The organism is Rhizobium nepotum 39/7, assembly GCF_000949865.1.
Taxonomy (GTDB): Bacteria; Pseudomonadota; Alphaproteobacteria; order Rhizobiales; family Rhizobiaceae; genus Agrobacterium; species Agrobacterium nepotum.
Genome location: NZ_JWJH01000013.1, coordinates 15912 through 39334, shown reverse-complemented (window position 1 = coordinate 39334; position 23423 = coordinate 15912). Strand labels below are relative to the sequence as shown.

General features: G+C 58.1%; 15 protein-coding genes. 13 read left to right on the top strand and 2 right to left on the bottom strand.

Annotated elements, in window-relative coordinates; translation table 11 throughout:
* Positions 1–69 precede the first annotated feature (69 nt).
* From RS75_RS15005 to RS75_RS14995, 3 genes are all read left to right on the top strand, one after another.
* Positions 70–1593, top strand: coding sequence for a sugar ABC transporter ATP-binding protein (locus RS75_RS15005; RefSeq protein WP_045021838.1), 1524 nt, complete (start codon positions 70–72; stop codon positions 1591–1593).
* A gap of 36 nt (positions 1594–1629) precedes the next feature.
* Complete coding sequence (locus RS75_RS15000; protein ID WP_045021837.1) at positions 1630–2631, top strand: ABC transporter permease; 1002 nt, start codon at positions 1630–1632, stop codon at positions 2629–2631.
* A gap of 86 nt (positions 2632–2717) precedes the next feature.
* The gene (locus RS75_RS14995; protein ID WP_045021836.1) at positions 2718–3671 is read left to right on the top strand and encodes a substrate-binding domain-containing protein; all 954 of its coding nucleotides are present in this window, start codon (positions 2718–2720) and stop codon (positions 3669–3671) included.
* Positions 3672–3876: 205 nt separating this feature from the next.
* Here RS75_RS14995 and RS75_RS14990 read toward each other — a convergent pair whose 3' ends face one another.
* On the bottom strand, positions 3877–4770 hold the full coding sequence (locus tag RS75_RS14990) for a LysR family transcriptional regulator (protein WP_045021835.1): 894 nt from the start codon (positions 4768–4770) through the stop codon (positions 3877–3879).
* A gap of 537 nt (positions 4771–5307) precedes the next feature.
* Between RS75_RS14990 and odc2 the strand changes: the two genes are divergently transcribed.
* Together odc2 and RS75_RS14980 are read left to right on the top strand one after the other, a co-directional pair.
* The gene (gene odc2, locus RS75_RS14985; protein ID WP_045021834.1) at positions 5308–6441 is read left to right on the top strand and encodes an ornithine/lysine decarboxylase; all 1134 of its coding nucleotides are present in this window, start codon (positions 5308–5310) and stop codon (positions 6439–6441) included.
* 193 nt (positions 6442–6634) lie between these two features.
* Complete coding sequence (locus RS75_RS14980; RefSeq protein WP_045021919.1) at positions 6635–7204, top strand: GNAT family N-acetyltransferase; 570 nt, start codon at positions 6635–6637, stop codon at positions 7202–7204.
* 476 nt (positions 7205–7680) lie between these two features.
* On the opposite strand, the gene RS75_RS14975 is transcribed toward RS75_RS14980, so the two are convergent.
* Entirely contained in the window at positions 7681–9276 is a 1596-nt protein-coding gene (locus tag RS75_RS14975; RefSeq protein WP_045021833.1) for a hypothetical protein, read from the bottom strand.
* Positions 9277–10107: 831 nt separating this feature from the next.
* On the opposite strand from RS75_RS14975, the gene RS75_RS14970 reads away from it, so the two are divergent.
* The 8 genes from RS75_RS14970 (at position 10108) to RS75_RS14930 (ending at position 23404) form a co-directional block, all read left to right on the top strand.
* Complete coding sequence (locus tag RS75_RS14970; RefSeq protein WP_084686937.1) at positions 10108–10836, top strand: invasion associated locus B family protein; 729 nt, start codon at positions 10108–10110, stop codon at positions 10834–10836.
* Between the two features lie 59 nt (positions 10837–10895).
* Entirely contained in the window at positions 10896–12611 is a 1716-nt protein-coding gene (locus RS75_RS14965) for a ShlB/FhaC/HecB family hemolysin secretion/activation protein (RefSeq protein WP_045021831.1), read from the top strand.
* A 51-nt stretch (positions 12612–12662) separates the two neighbouring features.
* Positions 12663–19280, top strand: coding sequence for a two-partner secretion domain-containing protein (locus tag RS75_RS14960; protein WP_084686933.1), 6618 nt, complete (start codon positions 12663–12665; stop codon positions 19278–19280).
* 12 nt (positions 19281–19292) lie between these two features.
* Positions 19293–19787 (top strand): DUF2247 family protein, encoded by a 495-nt coding sequence (locus RS75_RS27445; protein WP_084686931.1) that lies wholly within the window; start codon positions 19293–19295, stop codon positions 19785–19787.
* Between the two features lie 476 nt (positions 19788–20263).
* Positions 20264–20572 carry a hypothetical protein gene (locus RS75_RS14950; RefSeq protein WP_052679700.1) on the top strand — a complete coding sequence of 103 codons (309 nt, stop codon included), beginning with the start codon at positions 20264–20266 and terminating at the stop codon, positions 20570–20572.
* Between the two features lie 421 nt (positions 20573–20993).
* The gene (locus RS75_RS14940) at positions 20994–21395 is read left to right on the top strand and encodes a MarR family winged helix-turn-helix transcriptional regulator (protein WP_045021827.1); all 402 of its coding nucleotides are present in this window, start codon (positions 20994–20996) and stop codon (positions 21393–21395) included.
* A 70-nt stretch (positions 21396–21465) separates the two neighbouring features.
* Positions 21466–22761 (top strand): MFS transporter, encoded by a 1296-nt coding sequence (locus RS75_RS14935; RefSeq protein WP_045021826.1) that lies wholly within the window; start codon positions 21466–21468, stop codon positions 22759–22761.
* A gap of 199 nt (positions 22762–22960) precedes the next feature.
* Positions 22961–23404: a glyoxalase superfamily protein gene (locus RS75_RS14930; RefSeq protein ID WP_045021825.1), complete on the top strand. Its 444-nt coding sequence runs from the start codon at positions 22961–22963 to the stop codon at positions 23402–23404.
* Positions 23405–23423 lie beyond the last annotated feature (19 nt).

Sequence of the window (23423 nt, the reverse complement as noted above, 5' to 3'; positions counted from 1 at the left end):
GCATATGGTCATTTCAAGTAAAACCGAGACGCAGGCGCCTTTCATTCGTGCCGGATACCGGTGACGGCAATGGCTTATGCTGACGAATCTCCAGATCAGGTTCTTATAGAGACTGTCGGGCTGTCCAAATCCTTCGGCCCGGTACAGGTTCTGAAGGATATAGAGATTGCCGTGCGCGCCGGTGAGGTTCACGCCATCATCGGCGAGAATGGCGCTGGCAAGTCGACGCTGATGAAGCTGCTTGCCGGCAATGAGAAGCCGTCGGGTGGTGAAATCCGGATCGACGGCGAGGCCGTTACGCTGAGCGGCCCGGTTGACGCCGAACATCGCGGCATCGTTCTCGTGCATCAGGAAATATTGCTGGCTCCCGATCTGACGGTGGCTCAGAATATCTATCTGGGTCGCGAATTGCGTAGAGGTCCGATGATGGACGACCGCGCCATGCGCATCGGCGCCCGCAAGGCGATAGCCGATCTCGGCAGCACGGTCGATCCGGACGCCATCGTCGGCAGTCTGTCGATTGCCCAGCGGCAACTGGTGCAGATTGCCCGCGTTCTGCTCGTGCCGCATCGCGTCGTCATTTTCGACGAGCCGACCGCGAGCCTCACACCCATCGAAACCGATGCGCTGCTGAACGTCATTCGCGACATCAGGGCAAAGGGCGTGGCCGTGCTTTATATTTCGCACCGGCTACCGGAAGTGAAGGAGATCGCCGACCGGGTGACGGTCCTGCGCGATGGCAGGCTGGTCGCTTCGCACCCGGCATCGGCGCTTGAGCCGGCCGATATGGCGCGGCTGATGGTGGGGCGCGATGTGGCCAAGCTCTATCCGGACCGAAATGCCGGCGGCGAGCATGAGCCTGTCCTGCAGGTGGAGCATTTCACCGTTCCCGGTTATGCGCAGGATGCCGGTTTCAGCCTGCGCAGGGGAGAAATCCTCGGTTTCGCAGGTCTCGTCGGTGCGGGCAGAACGGAACTTATGGAGGGCGTACTTGGCCTGCGTCCAGGGCGGGGGACGATCCGTCATCTCGGCAAGCCGGTACATTTCGCAAAGGCTGAAGACAGCCTGAAGGCCGGCATCGTTTATCTGAGCGAGGACCGCAAGGGCAAGGGATTGCTGCTGACGAAGGATTTGCGGGTCAATCTCACGCTTGCCTCGCTCGGCAAATTCAGCCGGTTGTTCCAGATCGATACCCGCCGGGAGACGCAAGCGCTCGACGATGCTGTGCGTGATTTCGATATCCGCACGGGCAGCAAGGATTTGCTCGCCGGCCAGCTTTCCGGTGGCAACCAGCAGAAGCTGCTGCTCGCCAAGATGATGCTGCTCGATCCGTCCATCGTCATCATCGACGAGCCGACGCGTGGCATCGATATCGGCACGAAGGAGCAGATCTACCGCTTTATCGCGAAGCTTGCGGACGAGGGGAGATCGATCATCGTCGTCTCTTCGGAAATGCCGGAACTGATCGGCATTTGCGACCGCGTGCTTGTGATGCGCTCCGGCAGGATCGTCGGCGAGGTAACGGGGGAACGCATGACCGAAAACGATATCGTGGCGCTTGCGACGGGCGTTCACACGCAAGAGGTTGCCTGAGGGCAATGCCTGACGGGAAGAAGACTGAGGGGAAAAATGACTGAGGCCGCACTTGATAACGGCAAAACGCCGAAGACCTCGAAGGACTGGGACCTGCGCGCTGTCGCGCCGTTCGTGGCGCTGGCTCTGCTTCTGGTTCTCGGCGCTATCGCCAATCCGAATTTCATCGGCATCGACAATCTGCTGAATGTCGTGACCCGCAGCGCTTTCATCGCCATCATTGCGCTTGGCGCCACCTATGTCATCACCTCCGGTGGGCTTGATCTGTCCGTCGGCGCGATGGTGGCTTTCGTCGCCAGCCTGATGATCCTGTTCATGAACAGCGGCGTCATCGCGCATCCGCTGGCGATGCTGCTCGCCGCCATGGCGCTGGCTATAGCCATCGGTGCGGCCTGCGGGCTGGCCAATGGTCTCATCACCACCATCGGCCGCATCGAACCCTTCATTGCCACGCTCGGTACCATGGGCATTTATCGCGGGCTGACCACCTGGTTGTCGCAGGGCGGGGCGATCACGCTACGCAACCCGGAAATCCAGGCGCTTTATCGCCCGGTCTATTTCGGCAACGTCTTCGGTGTGCCTGTCCCGGTGATCGTCATCTTCGTCACCGCCGCCATCGCCGCCTTCGTGCTTTATCGCACCCGTTACGGCAGGCATCTGACTGCGGTCGGTTCCAGCGAGGATGTAGCGCGTTATTCCGGTATTTCGGTCGTCCGGGTACGCACGATTGCCTATGTGGTTCAGGGGCTTTGTGTTGCCGTCGCGGTTTTGCTTTACGTGCCGCGCCTCGCCTCTACCTCTGCCACGACAGGCATGTTGTGGGAGCTGCAGGCCATCACCGCCGTCGTCGTCGGCGGCACGGCGCTGCGGGGCGGCGTCGGGCGCATCTGGGGTACGATTTGCGGCGCCTTCATTCTGGAGATCGTCGGCAACATCATGATCCTGTCGAACTTCGTCAGCGAATATCTGATCGGCGCCATTCAGGGCGCGATCATCATCATCGCCATGCTGGTGCAGCGCTCTTTGAGCCGCAGGTAGCAGGGAGGATGGGAAGTTTGGTCGCGTTATGGGGCAGACGCGGTCGTTAAGCGGAGGAACGCCCCGGTCTTGGGAGGAAAGAGACTATGCGTAGAAAATTCATCGGCGTGGCATTTGCCGCGCTGGCTGTCGTCCTTTCAGGTTCTGCCCATGCGCAGGACAAGAAGGTCACGATCGGCGTATCCATCCCGGCAGCCGACCACGGCTGGACGGCGGGCGTCGTTTACCATGCCGAGCGGGTGGCAAAGCTTCTGATGAAGGAGCATCCGGGTCTGAACATTATCGTCAAGACCTCGCCGGATGCCGCCAATCAGGCGAACGCGCTTCAGGATCTTGCCGTGCAGGGGCTGGACGCACTGGTCGTGCTGCCGTCGGATCCCGATCCGCTCGTCAACGCCATCAAGGAAATCAAGGACAAGGGCACCTTCGTCGCGCTCGTTGACCGCGCGCCGAGCGTCAACGACAATTCGATCCGCGATCTTTACGTCGCGGGTAACAATCCGGCACTCGGGCAAGTGGCGGGCGAATACATCAAGAAGACCACGCCTGACGCGGAAGTGGTGGTCATTCGCGGCCTGCCGATCCCGATCGACCAGCAGCGCCAGGATGGGTTCGACAAGGGTATCGCCGGCTCGAACGTCAAGGTTCTCGACCGCCAATACGGCAACTGGAACCGTGACGACGCTTTCCGCGTGATGCAGGACTATCTGACGAAGTACAAGAAGATCGACGTGGTCTGGTGTCAGGACGACGACATGGCGATCGGCGTGCTGGAGGCAATCCAGCAGGCGAAACGCACCGATGTCCAGTACATCGTTGCGGGTGCGGGCTCCAAGGACATGATCAAGAAGGTCATGGACGGCGACAAGCTGGTGCCTGTCGACGTGCTCTACCCGCCGGCGATGGTGGCGACCGCCATGCAGCTGACGGCCGGGCATTTCTACGACCAGGTGCCGGTTGCCGGTGAGTATATTCTCGACGCGACCTTGATCACCAAGGACAATGCCGAGCAGTTCTACTTCCCGGATTCGCCGTTCTGATAAGCGGGGTCCGGCTATGCGACGGCCGCTGGAAGGCGGGCGTTGCATCCGCACTCCTCACCCCGGACTAGTTCCGAGGTCCAGCGTGATCAAGTCCTTGATCGCAGTAGAGTCCTTTCACGGCGCGGACGCGCCGTGGCTGGATGCCGGAGTTAGTCTGGCATGACTGAGGCACGGTTCGCGAAAGCCATCAGTTCCCCGCTTTTCACCCGTTCTTCCTGAACCAGGCTGACAGATAGTCCACGAAGCTGCGCACCTTGGCGGGCAGGTAACGGCGGTGCGGATAGACCGCGTAGATGCCGCGGTCCTTGGAAATATAGTCGTCGAACAGCGTCACCAGTTCGCCGGACTGGATGTAGGGCCTTGCGATGAAATCCGGCACCATGGCGATGCCGAGCCCGGCACGGGCTGCGCGCAGCGTCGCCTGCGGGCTGTTCACCTCGATCGGCCCGCTGATCGTGACCGAGTTCGAACCGCCATCCGGTTCGAAATAACGCACGGTATTGTGGAAGCGGGTGTTGGTATCGATGATGAAGGGCACGCGGGAAAAATCCTGCGGGCCATCGAGCGGGCCGTGCCTGGCCACGAAATCCGCCGTCGCCACCGCATAGACCCGGAAATCGGAAAGCTTGCGGGCGATGAGGCCCGAATCCTCCAGCCGGGTGATTCGAACCGCAAGATCGAAGCCTTCCTCGATTAGATCGACAAATCGGTCATCGGCGACGATTTCCAGCGTTAGTTCCGGGTTTTCCTTGGCGAAATCGATGAGGCTCTGGCCGACATCGGCGTCGATGAAGGTGCGGGGAACCGAAATCCTGAGCTTGCCCTTCAGATCGGCATTCTTCTCGCGCACGAGATCGGCGAGATTGTCGATTTCCTTCAAAATATCGGAGGCGGTGCGGTAATAGGTGTGGCCGGCCTCGGTCAGCGAGAATTGCCGGGTGGTGCGATTGAGAAGCAATGCGCCGAGATCATCCTCCAGTTCCCGGACATATTTGGACAAAAGCGCCTTGGAACGCCCGGTCTTGCGGGCGGCGGCGGAAAAACCCTCCGCTTCGACGACATCGATAAAGGCGCGGATGCGGGTGAGCGTGTCCATAAAAATCCTCCGGTTCGTTCCATATAATTGAACGGTGAGGGGTCACTGTTCAACCCGTAAAATGGTTGCTGAAAAAATCCGCTCTCTGGTGAAAAAATCCTCTTGATTATGACGGCGAATATTCTTATCTCCCGTGCTGCCCAAAGTCGCACGTGCCCATGTGTGTCCGCCGAGTCCTCGATGTGGTGAGGAGTTCGGTAAGGTACCTGGAACTAACCCCTCCAGTCGCTATTCCGGCCAACCGGGAAATGCGAGGACATATGAAGCAACGACGGTGCGGGCCTTTCTGGTTCTCTGCCGGCTTTCCATCAGCCGGGGTACTGAAGAGGCACACCATCATTGCCTGAAGTGCGGTCGGGTCATTCCCTCCAATCGATGGCAGACAAAGCCGAATGATGCTCTGGCAGGGCGTCATTCACATTCGCGCCTTGAGCGTATGCTATCGATTCTGCGCCTCCACCGGCTGATTCGAAAGCATATCTCGAGCGTCCTTTGTCCTCCGGATTTTCCGGAGCCGGTTTTATAGGGAATATATCGATGACGACTGCACGCATTCTCGACTTCATCAAAACCCGACGCCCCGAAGGTCCTTGCCTTGTGGTCGATCTCGACGTCGTGCGCGACAATTTCAACGCGTTCCGGCATTCCCTGCCGAACAGCGCGATCTATTATGCCGTCAAGGCGAACCCGGCTCCCGAAATCCTGAAGCTGCTCGCTTCGCTCGGCTCCAACTTCGATTGCGCCTCCGTGGCTGAAATCCAGATGGCGCTCGATGCTGGCGCGACCTCCGACCGGATCTCCTACGGCAACACCATCAAGAAGGAACGTGATGTCGCCCGCGCTTACGCGCTCGGCATCGACCTCTTCGCCGTCGACAGCCACGAGGAAGTCGAGAAGGTTGCCCGTGCCGCTCCCGGCGCGCGCGTCTTCTGCCGCGTGTTGACGGATGGCGAAGGCGCCGAATGGCCGCTGTCGCGCAAGTTCGGCTGCGTGCCGCAGATGGCTGTCGACGTTCTGGTCTACGCGCATCAGCTCGGTCTCGAATCCTACGGCGTTTCCTTCCATGTCGGTTCGCAGATGATGAATCTCGACGCATGGGATGCGGCGCTGGGCGATGCCAAGCGCGTTTTCGCTTCGCTTGCCAAGCAGGGCATCCACCTGCAGATGGTTAATATGGGCGGTGGTTTCCCGACCAAGTACCTGCGCGACGTTCCTGCTGCCGAAGAATACGGCCACGCGATCGACACGGCGCTGCGCAAGCACTTCGGCAACCAGATCCCGAAGACGATCATCGAGCCGGGCCGCGGCATGGTAGGCAATGCAGGCGTCATCAAGGCGGAAGTCGTCCTCGTGTCGCGTAAGTCCGACAATGACAACCACCGCTGGGTGTTCCTCGATATCGGCAAGTTCGGCGGTCTCGCCGAAACGATGGATGAGGCTATCCGTTACCCGATTCGCACCGAGCGCGATCAGGATGAGATGGAGCCCTGCGTTCTGGCCGGTCCGACCTGCGATAGCGCCGACGTGCTGTATGAAAAGAACATGTATCCGCTGCCGGTCTCTCTGACCATCGGCGATGAGGTTCTGATCGAAGGCGCAGGCGCCTATACGACGACCTATTCGGCGGTTGCCTTCAACGGTTTCGAGCCGCTGAAAGCCTACGTCATCTAAACCGAACGCCGTCCGCTGAACAGGGCGGCGTCTCGAACAAGCTTCCGTTCCGGCTTTGCCGATTGTGCTGTCGCGCAAATCCCTGCTTGCTGCTCCTCTTCCAGCCGAGGAAAGCGTGTCGGCGGGCCGGAACGGCTCCACCATTTTTGATCAAGGGCCGCGTGTGGGCGGTTGTGTGATGGAGGGCCGAGAGATGGCCGCTCTTCTGAATTCGGTACGTGCATTTTTCACACCGCAGACATTTCATATCGATCAGGAAAATCCGGGCGATGTCGTCGCCCGTGAAAACCTGCTCGACCGCGCCATGGGCGCTGGCCGCCGCCGCAAGTCTTCCGAAAAGCTGCGCGCCGGCCGCGTTCCGGCCGAAGGTCTGGCGCTCGTCGCCCGCGATGAGGACGGCCATGTCATCGGCACGGTGCGCCTCTGGAATGTCGAAGCCGGCATTTCGCGCGAAGGCCGCGCCGTCGAAGCGCTGCTGCTTGGCCCGCTGGCCGTCGATGCCGCCCATGAGGGCAAGGGCATCGGCTCGGCGCTGATGCGTGCGGCGATCTCCGAAGCCACCAAGCGCGGCCACGGCGGCATTCTCCTGGTTGGCGACGCGTCCTATTACGAGCGTTTCGGCTTTTTCGCCGACAAGGCCCAGCACCTGATCATGCCCGGCCCGTTCGAGCGCAGCCGTTTTCTGGCGCTGGAACTGAAATCCGGCTGGCTGGAAGGTGCGGCCGGCATGCTGGTCGCAAGCGGCCGCCGGCTCTTTGCCTGATAGCCCGTCAGCTTAGATCTGACCAAGTCTTACCAATCCTCGCCTTGTGGGCGAGGATTCCCATCATCGAACGAGGATGATCCGTCTAAAGATGGCGGCGTCGAGTTGGCCATTAAGCTGCTTTCGGTTCGGTTCGCGGATGCAGAAGACGACGGAATGTTTTTGGACATGTACAGCAGCGAAGCCATAGGCGTTCCAAGCGTCGCACTGCATCTGGCAATTCAAGCTCACGTGGGCAGAAAAGCGTGAAACAATAAAATGCCGGCCCGAGCGACCTGATCATTCTCCCATACGCCATCGCCGTCACAACGTTGCCGCCGTTGCTGTTGAATGTGATCAGTTCGGCACCACTTGCTGCGACTTCACGTGCAAGTTGGTCAGGGTTGTACGTTGTCAATGACCAGTATTGGCGCAACGCAGACTCTGCGCGTGCATCTAGCGGGCCATCACGTCCTCCAGAACTGGGCTGCCGTCGGTTAATCGATGACGACCGCAACCTTTGACGACCAGAATTCGCCCGGCGCTTGGACAAAAATCGACGTCACGCCACTGATCGATGAGTATTTCTCCCGGAAGCGTTTGAAGGATGCCTCCAGCTTCGCGTCGTTGAGCTTCTCAACTATCGCCTTGCTCCACTGCTTGCCGACCAACGACCTCACGCCGCCGACTTCCTCCGTGTTCACCGTCATCGGGAAGAAGACACCGACCCACGTGCCCATGAGATCAAGGGCCGAAACATAGGCCGTTTTTTCGCTTTTGAGTTCGATGGGCGGTTCGCTGTCGTCCACGACACTGAACATGCCATCGGTCGTTTCCAAGACGCGCGCGAGGTAGCTCAACTGTCTACTCTCGTCGCGCGCTCGAGCCATCGGAAATCCTACGTCCTCCAGATCGGCATGCGACAAGATTTTGCGAACCAGGCCTGCAAGGTTTGCGTACTGGTCAAACTTGTCGAATGCTCGCGGCGGTTCGTCGACTTCCATGGCGAGCGGTTCGCGGTCGTCTGCAAACAACGTGACACGGAACCTCCCGCGGGCGAGGATGCCGTTGAATAGAAGGTAGTCCTCCCATGTCTTGGCCGTATGGTGATCGGCCAAGGAGAAGTCATCAGGGCACTTGTAGGTCCATCCTCCGCCGCCAAGGATGAAGCGACCGAGCGGGGTTTGCACCGAGACCCTGATGTTGTCTTCGCTCAAGATTGGAGGGCCGATCATCGCAATGCTAGCTATTGTCTTCACCGTTGTTCCGGTGACCGTCGACTTGAGTTCGAGTGTACCATGGAGGCTGTGGTGCGGTTCGAAATGCAGGGTGCCCGGACCAGAAGCATCCTCGATGGGAAGCGGAATCGAAAATCGGTTCTCGAAGAGATTGACGTTTTCGGCGGATAGGGGGGATAGGCCTAGAAACTTGTCCGCGAGATCATCTTTCGACCTCGTCGTCACGCTGAAGTGCATTGTAAACCTCGCCTTGTCGAACCCAAGTTCGTCCAATTGCCGTATCTTTTCCTTTGCATAGTCGGCCATGCTTGCGCCGGGCAGCGCCATCAATATCCGGGCGAGTTCGGTCTTCGAGGCCTCGACCCATGAGGCATTCGGCACCTTGATCGAGATCGAATTCTTATGGGGCTGAACGCGTCCACCTGTCGACGCGCGCCGCATGCGCTTGAGGATCGACGCGAGTTGGTCATTCAGTAGATGTATGATCGCCATCGATTTGATGGTGTCGTCAGCCCCAATCCTGAAAACGCATATAATCGCCGGCCTAGTGTCTTTCGTGAGGCGCTCGGCGACCGACATCGAGATGCGTACGGTGCTGTTCTTGGCAAGGATTGTCTTGACCTGAGCGATGATCTGCGTGGGCGCAGGCCGTTTGTCTAGGGATCGCTCGGGCGTCGCAGGCTGCAACGATGTCTCTACGACGAAGTCTTTTCCAGTCTTGTCGGGGAACACGATGCTACACTTCAGCTTGGCCTTCAAGCAGAGGGCGTTGAAATGCACTTCGCCGATCGCTCCGATTCGATCGAGCTCATCGCCCTCCACCGGCCCGTCGCGCTGTCCATGTTGAAGATGCATTCGGTGCCTCCGAACCTGCCACGCTGATAACAACCTGCGATGGATACACCTGACTAAAACTAACTACTAGCCTCCGCTAGGATTTCGACGCCAAAGATGCCGGCGGCTGCCGCCAGCCCGTTGGAACGGGCGATCCTGCAGCTAGAGAAAATGATCGACGCGCAGCGACTGAGTGCGCTCCCAGCACCGTTTGCTCTTCACAAAGCGAAGGTCGCAAATCCGGTTGATCGATAGTGCGGACAATTTAAACCAGTTCAAATCTGCCGGAGTGTCGCGAATGTATGTGTGCCAAGCTTGGAATAAGCGGTCGAACATCCTGTCGTGGCAGCCCAGAAGTCACGCACTGTAACGGTTGCCTTCTAGGGCATTGGCAGATTTCCAGGATGCTTTGCTTCCCCGACATGCTCAGGCAGGATGAGATGACTACCTGCGGCAGGAATATCAGGACCTGAAGCTAGAGTTGGAATCTGCGAATGCACACGGAATCAAGGAATATCTAGCTCGGAAGGCACCATTTATTGGTGTGCGGTAGGGCCGCCACCGAGCATGCGATGACCGATTTGCGCCGAGGGGCGTCTTACCGCTGCGCGCACCAAATGCGGACATAGCTGCCTTCCCGATAACTGAATAATCAGCCAGATAGCATGTCCGTTCCCCGTCGGGACAGAGACGGAATGAGCACTATCATCACTAGAGGGAAAACATCGGAACGTGAGTTCTGGTGATATTTTTCAACTTACGGGCGTTAATTTTTGATTCATACCTTGGAAGAACGTTCATCTTTTGCTACGGCAAAAGCAGATTTCCTAGAGCATTGAAGAAGCGGTCCGAATGACATTTGCAATGCCTGTACAGTTTTTCCGCGCAGGGCCAGTGTTCAGCAAGAGCCCGTTGCGGGTCTGCTCATTAGTGTCGAAAAGGCAAGCTCTGGTGGCTTCGGCAACTGCCGTTTTACTCTCACTGATGACCTCGACTGTCCATGCGCAGGAATCTGCTGCGCAATCCGATGCTGCAAAACAGCCGTCCACGGAAGTTCGTACTGAACGCTTCGATGACTGGACGTTGCGCTGTGTCATTGCAGCCGGAGTGGACCACAACGTGCCAGAAAAAGCCTCCTGCGAAATCGCCCAGCCATTGATGGTCGATCAGGGCGGCAAGCCTGTCGAGGTGCTGAACCTCGCCATTTCCCGTGCCAACGACAAGGCAGGCAAGGCGAACTGGGTGCTGGTTGCGCTGACGCCGCTCGATGTTCATCTTGCATCCGATTTCGGTTTTGGCGCGGGCAGCGCAAAGCCGTCACTGGTGCGTTATCGTAACTGCAACCATGCCGGTTGCTTCGTCATAATTCCACTGGACAACAATCGCATCAGCCAGATGAAACAGGCATCGGACGGTGCCACGTTCTTTCGGCTTCTGAACGGCCAAGCCGTGAAGGTCTCGTTTTCGCTCAAGGGGTTCACCAGGGCATTCGACGCACTGTCAGCTGGAATTGTGCCTGCCACCGGAAAAACGACCGGAGAGACACCGATGGACGCTGGCAAAGAGGGTGCCAATAATTGAAGGTACCCGCTTTACGATATGGAACGAACAGCCTCCACCGCGCTCTTTTAGCGGGTGTTGTGCTCACTGCTACGTTGGGGGACACCGCTCTCGCGCAGAACATCCGCGACGATGCCGCACGTCAGGCAAATCAGATCGACCGGTTACAAGCCGAACAGGAGCGCCTTCGCGAAGCGCAAACCTTGCGCAAGACGACGCGCGCACCGAGCGGTAAAGCGGTCGCACCGCCGGAAGTAACGACTTCTGGCCCCGGCGAGACCTGTATTTCAGTCAACAGCATCTCGGTGGGTGGCGCGACACTCATTCCAGGGGATGAACTCCGGCGCACAGCGGCACGCTTCGAAGGGCAATGCCTCGGCCTTGCCGCACTCAATAGCGTCCTCGAAGCGCTGACATATCTCTATGTCGAACGCGGCTACATTGCGTCACGCGCCTATCTTCCGGAACAGGATTTGTCTGATGGCTCGCTCGATGTTTCCGTGATCGAAGGAAGTCTCGAAGACATCACGTTAAACGGTAAAATCTCGACCGATAATCGGATAGCAACGGCATTCCCGGGCATGCGGCGCAAGCCGGCCAACCTGCGCGACATCGAGCAGGGCCTTGACCAGATCAACCGCCTGCGCTCCAGCAAGGCGACGATAGCGCTCCAGTCCGGCAAGGAACAGGGTGGTTCAGTACTGGACGTCAAAGTCGAGCAGGGTCGCCCGTGGCATGCAAGCCTTTCCTCGGACAACCTCGGCGGTGTCGCTACTGGTATCTATCAGTCGCGGGCCGATTTTGGTCTCGATAATCTATTCGGCATCAATGACGAATGGCAATTCGGCTACCAGCGCTCGATGGATCATCATCCGCTGTTCTTCAGCAACGAGCGCCCCAACAGCAACACGTTGACCGGCTCACTGTCCATTCCCTACGGTTACTGGACTGTTGGTATAAACGGCTCCTGGAGCGATTACCACTCGTCATTGGCAGGCCCGCTTTCCGCCATCGACACGTCTGGTGGGTCGAAATCGCTTTCGCCTTATATCTCGCGTATCCTTTACCGGGATCAGACCTCAAAGACATGGGCTACGGGTCGGCTGACATGGAAGGAAACAGATAACTTCCTGCTCGGCAGCCGTATTGACGTTTCCAGCCGTGTGTTGTCGGTCGCGAGCTTCGAACTTGGCCATTCCCGTCAGTTGTTCGGCGGACAGGCGAGCGCCAGCGTCGGCTATCATCGTGGCCTAGACATTCTCGGGGCTTTTGACGACGCGACCGCACCCGATGGCTCGCCTCGGGGCCAGTTCGACAAGGTGACGGCCTCGCTCGGCTATTTCCGGACCCAGGACGTTGGCGCGTCCACGATGATTCTCAGCACGAATGTTTCCGGGCAATGGTCCCCTGACCCTCTGTTCGGTTCCGAGCAAATGTCGCTCGGTGGCTATTCAACCGTTCGCGGCGTGCGCGAGGCGGTTCTTTACGCCGACAAGGCCGTCCTCATGCGTAACGAATTGTCGTTCCTGCTGCCGCCGATAAACGACGCCGGATCGGTCGAGGTGATTGGAAGGCTTGAACCCTACGTCGCTCTCGATCTCGGACATAGCGTTTCGGACAGTCGCGGAAACAGCCTCGGTGGCAATATTGTCGGCGCTGCCATAGGTATTCGCAACAGAGGCGGGCGGATCAATTTTGATCTGTCCTATACCGATATTCTCTCCATGCCTGACTTACCCGGCGACGCCAAACCGTCCTCGGGTCTCGTTCAGGCGCGGGTGTCGGTTTCATTTTAAGAATGCGGGGGAACACCCGCCGGTCGTGGTCTACAGTGCACAGGTGATGACATGGCAAGAGACAGAAAACGCATAAGGCAGAATGGCGATCTGCAGTCGTCCCGGCAAGGCTCCCGTCTTGTCCTGTTTGCGCGAAAATCTCTCGCCTTAACCCTCAGCATCCTTGTCGCAACGCAGCCTCTCATGGTGCAGGCGCAGGAAATCCGGGCCGATCAGGCAGCCAATGCGGCCAATCAACCGGGCGTCGGCGCAAGCGGCAATGGCGTGCCGCTCATAAACATCGTCACGCCAAATGGCGCTGGCCTCTCCCACAACAAATACAGTGACTTCAATGTCGGCCCAAACGGGGCGATCCTGAACAATTCAAACCAGGACCTGTTAAGATCACAGCTTGGCGGCCTGGTTCAGGGCAATGGCAATCTTCGCAATTCCGGTCCGGCCAGCGTCATCCTCAATGAAGTGACCGGCTCAAGCCGTTCCGTCCTTGAAGGTGCGGTCGAAGTCCATGGCAAATCGGCCAATGTCGTGATTGCCAATCCGCACGGACTGACGTGCAACGGCTGCGGTTTTATCAATACACCACGCGTGACGCTTTCTACCGGCGTGCCGGAAATTGGGGCCGACGGCTCGCTTTCAGGACTCCGGGTCGAAGGCGGTGATGTGCGCATCGGGGCGAACGGGGCCGACCTCGGCTCGGTCAACATCTTCGATATCGTTTCGCGCAGGATCGCCATTGACGGGCCAGTCAAAGCGGGTGGCGACCTCACTCTGGTCGCCGGACGCAATTCCTACGCCTATCAGTCGGGTCTCGTCACACCGCTTGCTTCGGACGGCGACGAACCGGCAATCGCTATCGATTCCTCTCTGCTCGGCGGCATGTATGCCGGCAGCATCAAGATCATCTCCACCGACAAGGGCGCGGGCGTCAAAATGTCCGGCCAGATGGCCGCCAATGCCGGAGCGATGACGCTCAGTTCCAACGGCAAGCTGACGCTCGGCAAGGCACAGGCAAAACAGGCGATCACTGCTCGCTCGCAAAAACAGGCGGTGCGGGTTGAGAGCACGCTGTTCTCTGATGAGGCAATCACGCTAGAAGGATTGAGCGGCGTCGAGCTTGCGGATAGCGCCCTTGTCGTTGCCAAGGGCGACGTCTCGCTCAGGGGTGAGACCGTCGCCCTCGGGGTAGACGCGCTTGCCGCGTCTGGAACCGACAGCAGCGGACAGCAGGCGGCCACGGGTACGCTCAGCATAGAGGCATCAGCGCTCTCCGCCGGTCAGGGACAGCTTGCTGCTGGCGGGCTGCTGTCGATCAAGGCGAACACCATCGATCTGGCGCAAGCGGCAGATACAGGGCGCGACACGCTCCGGTCCCGTTCGGACATCGTGATCGAGGCAGCCAGCATCGACGCGCGGAAAGGGCGTATTACGGCTGGCGGGGGCCTGACCGTAAAGTCCGCCAATAGCCTCACCATGACGGATGGGCGTTATGTCGCTGGCGGCATGCTGCTAGCACAGGCGGCGCAGCTGACCTCCAGCGCCAGCCTTGCGGCAGGATCAGTAGCAAAGCTGGAGACGCTGAACGGAAATCTGAACCATTCCGGGGAAATCGCAGGCAACGGCGGTACAGTCCTGTCATCCTCACAGGATATTACAAATTCCGGCCGGGTCGTTTCGACGGACAAGGTGACGCTGGCCACTGCAGGCACCTTGCGCAACAATTCCGCTGGCCTTGTCGCCGCTGACGGCGGCGTCACCGTCTCGGCAGGCTCGATTGCCAACGACGGCTCGATTGCCGCGCAGGGCGGGACGCTCGACGTTACAGCGCAGAACGATATTTCCAATGCCGGGAAGCTGTTGAGCATGAAGGGTGCCAGCGTTACCGCCGGTGGCAAGATTGGTAACTCCGGTGATCTGCTTGTCGAGGATGCGCTTTCACTTCGAGCAGCAAACAGCATCGTCGCCAACAGCGGCACCATCAATGCCGGAGCGATCGGTCTCGAAGCTGCATCCCTCGTCAATCAGGGACTTCTCACGGCACATGACCAGTCCGTGGCCGTTTCCCTGTCCGGCAACCTGCAAAACGCCGGAGAAATCTCGGCCCGTAACGCCATTGGCCTTGCGGTCGATGGCAACGTCACGCTTTCGGGTACGCTGAAATCCAATGACACACTGAGTCTTACCGGTCGCGACAACGGCAGAGCCGGAAGTGTGTCGGTTCTGGCGGGCGGTGTCGTCAATGGCGGCACTGCGCTTTCCCTGCGCGCCGCTTCGCTCGACAATGCAGGCAGCGTGGGCTCTGCCAGCGGCTCCCTGCTCGCCGAACTTGCCGGCAACCTCTCCAATACAGGGCTTCTCTATTCCGGCACGTCCTCAAGCTACCTGCTTGACGGCAGCTTCACCAACGTCAATGCCGATGTGCTCGCTGAAACAGACCTGGCGATCAAGGGACTGAGCGGTGCCCGTGCTGGCGCGCTCGATAACAGGTCCGGCACAATCGAGGCTGTGGCAGGCGATATGGCGTTCAATGTCGCATCTCTGACCAACCGTCGCGACGGCCTGACCTCGACCGTCGACACCACGACCGAAATCACGCAGTCTGGCGACACGACCACGACCGTCGTGACCAAACGCGAGATGGCAACCGCCAATGGTCCAGCCTCCCAGCTTCTGGCTGGCGGCGACATCACCATCGACACCGGTGTGCTGACCAACAGCTACAGCCAGATTGCGGCCAATGGCGACATCGCGATTACGGCCGCTTCGATCCTGAATGAAGGCCGTGACCTCGTTGAAACAGTCGAGACGACGGCTGTCACCCAGCATTCTGAGCGCTATTGCGCGAAGCGCATCCTTGGTATTTGTGTCGACCACGATACTCGCCGCTGGACAACCACGGACTCCAGTACCTCGTCGCGGACGTATGATGCCGTCTTCGGCACCATAGAGGCAGGTGGTGCTCTCAGCGCCAATGTCACCGGCTATCTGAATAACAATGCTGTTAGAAGCCAGGCTGGCCAAATCGGGCTTTCCTCCGGCGACCGGGCGCTTTCGGCAGCGGACGTAGCGTCCGCATCGCAGGCCCGCAATCTTGCCAGCCTCTCCGCCATCGATGTCAGCATCAACGCGCTTATAGGGCGTCAGGCGACCTTCCAGCAGGTCGCGGCACCCAACATGCCGTATCTCATCGAGACCCGTTCCGAGTTCATCGATCCTTCCAAATTCCTCGGTTCGGACTACTTCCTCCAAACGATTGGCAGCTACAATCCTGACGTGCCGCTGAAACGGCTCGGCGATGCCTATGTCGAATATCGCCTCATCCGTGACCAGATATTCAATCTGACCGGAAGCCGCTCGGTCGGCTCCGGCCTCGATCCGTACCGGCTGGTGCAGGCGCTCTATGACAATGCCGCCGACGCACAGCAGGAACTGGGGCTGACCTTCGGCGTCTCTCTTACGCCATCCCAGCGAGCCGCGCTGACGAAGGACATCGTCTGGCTGGAAAAGCAGATCGTTGACGGACAGGAGGTGCTGGTCCCCCGCGTTTATCTCTCCAGTTCAACCACCGCGAACACAAGCCTCGCCAGTGCCCAGATCAGGGCAGGGCAGGCCAGCATCGAAACGGCAGCGCTGACCAATTCCGGGGCTATCTCCACAACCGGCAATCTCGCGATTGATACCACAGCTGCCCTCTTCAACAATGGTGGCAGCCTGTTTGCGGGTGCCGATATCGTTATCGACGCAGGCAGTATCTTCTCCAACCGTTCCGGGACGGTCTCCGGTCGCAACGTCACCGTTGAGGCAGACACTATCGTCAACGACACGGTGAAGATTCGTGACGTCTACGCCAATGGTTTCGCCGACCGTGCTCAGCAGGCAGCGCGTATTGAAGCGCGCGAGGACCTTCTCCTGAAGGCGTCCGGCTCCATTGTCTCAGAAGGCGGGCAGTTCGTCGCAGGCGACGACATGACGCTGGATGCGGGCGAGGCGATCGATATATCTGCGCTCGAACTGGAACGGTCGCGCGACGACAAGATCAAGGGTGGATATGACCGCGCCTACAGCCTGACCAATACGCTGGCGGAACTGCAGGCGGGCGGCAATCTACTCATCGATGCCGGTGACGATCTGGCCCTCCGTGGTGCCAGGGCTTCGGCGGGCGAGAATGTCACCTTGCAAGCCGATGGCGACGTCAGCATCACCTCGGTTCAGAACCGTGAAAACCGCGACCTGAAGCTTGACATCAAAACCAGCGGCTTCCTCGGAACCGAAACCAATATCCGCCGCCAGTCCTCTTCCGTGGAGACGGAAGCCACGACGATCACCGCTGGTAAGGATGTGTCCGTCATCTCCGAAAGCGGCGATGTGGCACTCCAGGCTCCGCATGTCAAAAGCGGTGGCGAAACACGCCTCGAAGCGGAAGAAGGCAAGGTTGCCCTTCTCACCAACACCGACCAGAGTTTCAAGCAGGACTTCAAGCGTGAAGAAGACCTGTTCTGGTGGAACGAGCGTGATCAGGGGAAGGCGGAAGAAACGATCCGCCATGTCGAAATCGAGGCCGGCGGCGGCCTCAAGATCGATGCTGGCAACGGTATCGTCATCGAATACCACAAGACCGGCAATCTCGAAGCCTCGCTCGATCAGCTTGCGCAGTCACCCGGACTGGCATGGGTTGGAGAAATCCGCAATGATCCCGCCCTCGCCGGGCAGGTCGACTGGAAAGCTGTCGATGCTCAGTTCCAGCAATGGGATTATAAGTCGCAGGGTCTGACGGAAGCTGGAGCCGCGCTGGTGACGTTGGTCGCCACCGCCCTCACGGCCGGTGCAGGTGGCTTCACAGCCTCGCTTTCCAACTCGCTCGCTTCCTCTCTTGGCATTCAGAATGCCGCCATGCAGACGGCATTGAATGCAGGTGTGCAGTCGCTCATTAACAAGACTGCCGTAGCACTGGTCAACAATCAGGGCGATCTCGGTGCGGCTCTCAAGGAACTTGGCTCATCGGCCAATATCCGCGCCTTGCTCACCTCCATGGTGGCCGCCGGGTTGACGACACAGGTCGCGGGGATGATGGAACTGCAAGGTGTCTCTCCTGGCGCAAGTTTCCAGGATAACCTTGTGAACGTCGCACAGCAGAAGCTTATTGAGGCTTCGATCCGCGCCGGCGTCGATATGACGATCGGCGGAGAAAACCCGGTTAAGGCGCTTGCAAATGCATTCAGGTCGGCTGCCGCCGGAACGATCGGCACGGTGCTGGCAAACCAGATCGGCGACTATGCCGCTTTCAATGGCGTTAAAGATGGCGACATCCAGAAAGTGGTTCTGCACGCTCTGGCCGGATGTGCGGCCGGTGCAGCGGGTTCCGGCGATTGCGTGGCTGGCGCGATTGGGTCAGGCCTCGGTGAACTCCTCGGAAAACCGATAGCCGAAGCCATTCCCGATCCGGCACGTCAAACGGCGCTCCTGTCCCTTATCGCGGGCGCTGCCGGGGCACTTGCCACAGGCTCATCCAGCGCTGTCGATGCCGCCGCCAACACCGCTGCAACGACACATCAGTATAATTATCTGAACCATGAAGAGCTGCAGGCGGCACTCGCCAATCGAAAAGCTCTGGAGCGATGCACGCAACTCGGATCAGTATGCTCTCGGGAAGAAATATCCGCGCTTATCAATAAAGACGCGGGCTTCGTTGACCTTTCGCAGACCAATACCAGCACACTGTTGCAGGTATGCCTTGCCGCCCCAGCTTCACAGGCCTGCTCATCTCGAATTGCCGATCTCAAGGGCTTTGCATCACGGCTGGAAAGCGAACGCGATACCGGTCTCGTATTCGCCGACCCGACGAACAGCGCCAGCGGGTTCAGCGTCAAGCAATCGATCTTCGACTATGATCTTCTTCTGGCACGTAGTCTGATGGACGGGTCGAAATCTCCTGATATTGCAATCCGTGACTTCGTGGTCGACATGTCGAAACGGGAGGGAGCCGTCAACGGGTTCCTCAGCGCCGTCGGCGTAGTCGGCGGGGTCGGCGTCTGCGCATCAGGCGTCGGTACTATGGCTTGTGCAGCCGGGGCGCTTGGTGCCCTTGCCAGCGGTAACCATCTCTACGGCGACGTGCAACAGGCTTTGACGGGTAATGAAGCACGGACCGTCCTAGTTCAGGCCTTGACCTCGAGCGGCCTGAGCCTTGCCGATGCCCGCAAGTATCAGGCCTATGTCGATGCAGGTGTCGTCGTCGTCACCCTTGGCGTCGTCGGTGGTCAAGCCGTCTACCGCTTTACCGTCAACAGTGCCAAGGTCAGCACGGCTGATCGGGCAACCTTGGAAATCCTGACACCACAAAATGCTGCGAATTTTGAGCGGCAACGAGCGACTTATGCCGCTCAAGAAATACTAAATGCAAAACCTGTAGGTAGCGCTCTGAAAGATGATCCTCTTCATCGCGCTGCAAGCTATGTCGTTGACAGGATTCCGCAGGATGGGCGAGTATTCACCATCCGAGGCAACGACGGGCAATCCTATAATCTAACTCAAATGGTAGGTTCAGTTGATGGGAAGGCCGGCATTTTCGAATGGATCGTTGACGCTCAAAAGCAATTGACTCATCAGCGATTTATTCCCGGAGGGCGGATAAATGGCACGCCAAACCAAATTCCAAGTAAAATGCCAAATTGAAAGCTGTGTATAATGAGAGTTAGTCTTGACGGAAAATTTTGTTTGGACACAGCTCCCTGGTTGAATTGGGGGGATATAAAGTATGGATTCGATCACAAATACCTAGATTCAAATTCTGTAGTTCAATTCGCCACAGCGTCTCTATCAATTGATTCCTCATCTTATCAATATGATCTCGCAATGTGTGATCCAAAGCACGAATCTGTGGTTTCCGAAATACTCAATAATCTCACCAACGGAATGATAATAGATACGGCGGACGCGAAGAGATCGTGGATATTTATTTTTTTGAAGAAACTGTACATTTGTCGCGAAGAATATAAGGACCCATTGGGAGAGGTTGAGAAAATATACGCTGACTTCGATTACCCAGAATATATTTCTCCGCTTGTTCGGTACATGCCGGCTTCAGATGGAGCTATAACAGGAGAAGACGAGATTCTACGAAGATGGGAAGGCCTACTTCATACTCTTCAAGCGGAAATCAGCCGTGAACGCGATCAATAGAGTATCAAAAACTATTTACGAGTGATCGACGCGTGCTAGCTGATGTCAATAGAGGAGATTTTTCTCGTTTGTGATCTCTACGGGGTGGTTCACTCCTTGGATGCCCGTGAATTTGGTCTTAGTCTTGGTGTTCATTGCGTGAGCAATGATTATTCAGACGGCATTCGCATTGAAATCAGGGCGTCTCCGGGAGGAGCTCGATGTAGATGAAAGACGTTCAGACGCTCTGAAAACGATGGGCTGGCAGGCACACACGGATGAGGTGGACGAACTATATAGACAGGGCCGTGGGGCTCGCTGAGGAACTCGCCGCAGGGTCTGATGAACCGTCCGAACCGGAAGATGAAGTTGATGTCAGATGTCGGCATAAACGGGAGTGCTCCGGTATATCGAATTGTCGAGAATGGCGTCGAACAGCACATTGCAATTGGTGTCGGTTCAAATGGATTTGTTGTTCGTGCAAATCCGGTTAGCACATGGAAGCCATTGCCATGACAATGAAATTGATAGTAGGGCGAGAGTATTTGGCCGATCCCATATTTTGCCCTGACTCGCAGTATATGGGGCATGTCGATGTCAATGACTTGCCGATATCACATGACTTAAAAGAAAAGATTCAGGAGTGGAATGACGAATATCAGGCGACGTTTGATACCGATTATCCCCCAGATTCCGCATTCAAATCACCCCAACTTGAAACGGCTCATATTGAAAAAGGAAGCGAATTGGTTAAGCGACTGCAAATGGAACTGGGTGACCGCTATATCGTTGACTATAATCCATGAATAATATTGCGCAAAAATAAGTATAATTTCTTTTTTTTGAAGAAGAATATTCCGGCATTATGGAGCAAGTGCCACAAGCTTCTGCAATCCAGACGACGTGAAAAAGCGGCCTGAGTCTAAGTCCGATAAACGAGATCAGCCTGATGTCGTAGGGCTGCAAAATACGGCACGGAGTAAGAGCGCCGAAGGCGCTCCACGTAGGCCGCGCGGGTGGTATCGCCATTTGACCTTTTGAGCCCGCGCTCAGTGATGACTTCTTCGGGCGAATCAGCCAAGATTGCCAAGTCCAACTCCGCCCTAATAGGATGATGAAGGAGATAGATGGAATCGCATAGGATCATCGACGGACCATTTCCGGGCAACGCCACTTGATATTGGTGACCTCTTGCACGCGAGAATTTACGGGTATATACCCGAAAAAATGTCAAACAATACTTGCCACTGCATTCTGTTGCGCAAAGCATCCCGCAAGGTCTCGTCCTATTATGACGAGGCGCTGGCGCCGCTTGGCGTCAATATCGGCCAGTTCAGCCTGTTGCGGAACATAAACCGTGTGGCGCCGGTGTCGCTGACAGATCTGGCTGCGCGTGTGGAACTGGATCGCTCCACCGTTGGCCGCAACGCCAAGGTGCTGGTGCGCATGGGGTTGGTGGCGATCGGCCATGGCGAAGACCAGCGGGAGGCGATGCTGACCGTAACGGAAAAGGGGCAGGCGATCCTGAAAGTGGGCGCGCCGATCTGGGACGCGGTGCAGGACGAGATCGAAGCCCGGCTTGGGCCGGAAAAGACAGCACAATTGCAGGAACTGCTCGCAGCCCTGTGATTTTTTAATGATGAAACGGGTAGATACCCGTAAAATTTCGGCCATTGGCCGCTGGAAAGGGATTTTGAACATGCTCTCCACACGCCTCGCCAGCTGGATGGCCGGCAAAAATATACATTATGGCTGGCTTGTTGCCGCAACCACCTTTCTGACCATGCTGGCAACAGCCGGTGCAATGGGATCGGCCGGGGTGATGATCCAGCCGCTGCATCAGGAATTCGGCTGGGATATCGCCGATATCTCCACCGCCATGGCGGTCAGGCTGGTGCTTTTCGGCCTGCTCGGGCCATTTGCAGCCGCCTTCATGAACCATTTCGGCATCCGCCAGGTGGTGTCGACGGCGCTTGCGCTGATCATGGGCGGCATCGTCGCGTCGTTCTTCATGACTGAGGTGTGGCAGTTGCTGCTGCTCTGGGGTGTGGTGATCGGCGTCGGAACCGGCATGACGGCACTGGTGTTGGGTGCGACCGTGGCGTCGCGCTGGTTTTCTAAGCGCCGGGGACTGGTGATCGGTCTGATGACGGCCAGCAACGCTACCGGCCAGCTGGTTTTTCTGCCGTTGCTCGCGGCGCTGACGGAAGCCTATGGCTGGCGCACTGCGCTGACGCTGTCCGTTGCGGTGATTGCTATCGCCATGATTCTCGTGCTGCTTTTGATGCGTGACCATCCCGCCGATGTCGGCCTGCCGGCCTATGGCGAGACGGTGGTGGTAAAACCGCCGAAGCAGGACCACAAGTTTCTCGCAACGCTGGCCTCGCCGATTTTGACGCTGAAGAGCGTGTCCGGTAACCCGGTTTTCTGGGTGCTTTTCGGCACATTCTTCGTCTGTGGATTGTCCACCAACGGCCTTATCCAGACGCACTGGATTTCCATCTGCGGCGATTTCGGCATGGCTGCGATCACGGCAGCGGGCACGCTGGCGGTGATCGGCATTTTCGATTTCTTCGGTACCATCTTCGCCGGCTGGCTTTCCGACCGTTTCGACAATCGCTTCCTGCTCTTCTGGTTTTATGGCCTGCGCGGACTGTCTTTGATCTATCTGTCTCTTTCAGGGTTCAGCTTCGTGGAGCTTTCGGTCTTCGCCGTCTTTTACGGGCTGGACTGGGTGGCAACCGTGCCGCCGACGGTGAAGCTTGCCGCTGAAAGCTTCGGCCGTGAAAAAGCTGGTCTCGTTTTCGGTTGGGTGTTTGCGGGCCATCAGCTGGGGGCCGCTACCGCCGCCTTCGGCGCCGGGTTCTTCAAGAGCGACTTCGACACCTACATGCCCGCACTCCAGATTGCCGGCGTGATGTGCATGATTGCGGCGGTCTCGGTGCTGCTTCTCAAAAAGCCAGGTTCGGCAACTCTCGTGCCTCAGGCGGCGTGATAGCGCGCCGCCTTTGACGGGTGGCGCTTTCTGAGCTATAGGGACGGCCACGGGCAAAAGAGCCCCGGCCGTCCGCAGGCGTTTACGCCCATGGTGAAGCTCTTTTTAGAATAACGGTCATCCCCATGTTCTTGCATGTCGTCGATGGCAACGCGGACCCCCTTCGGAAAATTCGGCATGCGCATATTGGAGAACCGTTATGAACGTGTCCAAACCGCTTCCCGCGCTTGAGGGACTGAAAGAACAGGCCAAACGGCTGCGCGCCGCCCTTGAGGAAGAGGGGCAGGCAATCACCCATTCAAAGGCGCTGGAACTCATCGCCGCGCAATATGGCTTCCGCGACTGGAACACCCTGCATGCCATGGCTGGAAACCGCCCTGCCTTCAATCCCTATCTTCTGGGTTCGCGGGTAGAAGGCCTCTATCTCGGCCAGCCCTTCGTGGCTTCCGTGCTGGGCGTGCAAGCGCTCGGCGGCGACCCGGAACGCTACCGGCTGACCCTGCATCTCGACGATCCCGTAGATGTGGTGACCTTTGAAAGCTTCTCCGCTTTCCGGCAGCGTATCCACTGCAACATCGACACGTCAGGACGCACGGTGGAAAAAACCTCCAACGGCCGGCCGCAGGTGGAACTGGTGTGGTAGATCGAGCACCCGCCGGGAG

Bases quoted from the DNA above. Each gene is read 5' to 3' on its own strand.
- RS75_RS15005 (WP_045021838.1), top strand. From the start codon at position 70: ATGGCTTATGCTGACGAATCTCCAGATCAGGTTCTTATAGAGACTGTC.
- RS75_RS15000 (WP_045021837.1), top strand. From the start codon at position 1,630: ATGACTGAGGCCGCACTTGATAACGGCAAAACGCCGAAGACCTCGAAG.
- RS75_RS14995 (WP_045021836.1), top strand. From the start codon at position 2,718: ATGCGTAGAAAATTCATCGGCGTGGCATTTGCCGCGCTGGCTGTCGTC.
- RS75_RS14990 (WP_045021835.1), bottom strand. From the start codon at position 4,770: ATGGACACGCTCACCCGCATCCGCGCCTTTATCGATGTCGTCGAAGCG.
- odc2 (WP_045021834.1), top strand. From the start codon at position 5,308: ATGACGACTGCACGCATTCTCGACTTCATCAAAACCCGACGCCCCGAA.
- RS75_RS14980 (WP_045021919.1), top strand. From the start codon at position 6,635: ATGGCCGCTCTTCTGAATTCGGTACGTGCATTTTTCACACCGCAGACA.
- RS75_RS14975 (WP_045021833.1), bottom strand. From the start codon at position 9,276: ATGCATCTTCAACATGGACAGCGCGACGGGCCGGTGGAGGGCGATGAG.
- RS75_RS14970 (WP_084686937.1), top strand. From the start codon at position 10,108: ATGACATTTGCAATGCCTGTACAGTTTTTCCGCGCAGGGCCAGTGTTC.
- RS75_RS14960 (WP_084686933.1), top strand. From the start codon at position 12,663: ATGGCAAGAGACAGAAAACGCATAAGGCAGAATGGCGATCTGCAGTCG.
- RS75_RS27445 (WP_084686931.1), top strand. From the start codon at position 19,293: ATGAGAGTTAGTCTTGACGGAAAATTTTGTTTGGACACAGCTCCCTGG.
- RS75_RS14950 (WP_052679700.1), top strand. From the start codon at position 20,264: ATGGAAGCCATTGCCATGACAATGAAATTGATAGTAGGGCGAGAGTAT.
- RS75_RS14940 (WP_045021827.1), top strand. From the start codon at position 20,994: ATGTCAAACAATACTTGCCACTGCATTCTGTTGCGCAAAGCATCCCGC.
- RS75_RS14935 (WP_045021826.1), top strand. From the start codon at position 21,466: ATGCTCTCCACACGCCTCGCCAGCTGGATGGCCGGCAAAAATATACAT.
- RS75_RS14930 (WP_045021825.1), top strand. From the start codon at position 22,961: ATGAACGTGTCCAAACCGCTTCCCGCGCTTGAGGGACTGAAAGAACAG.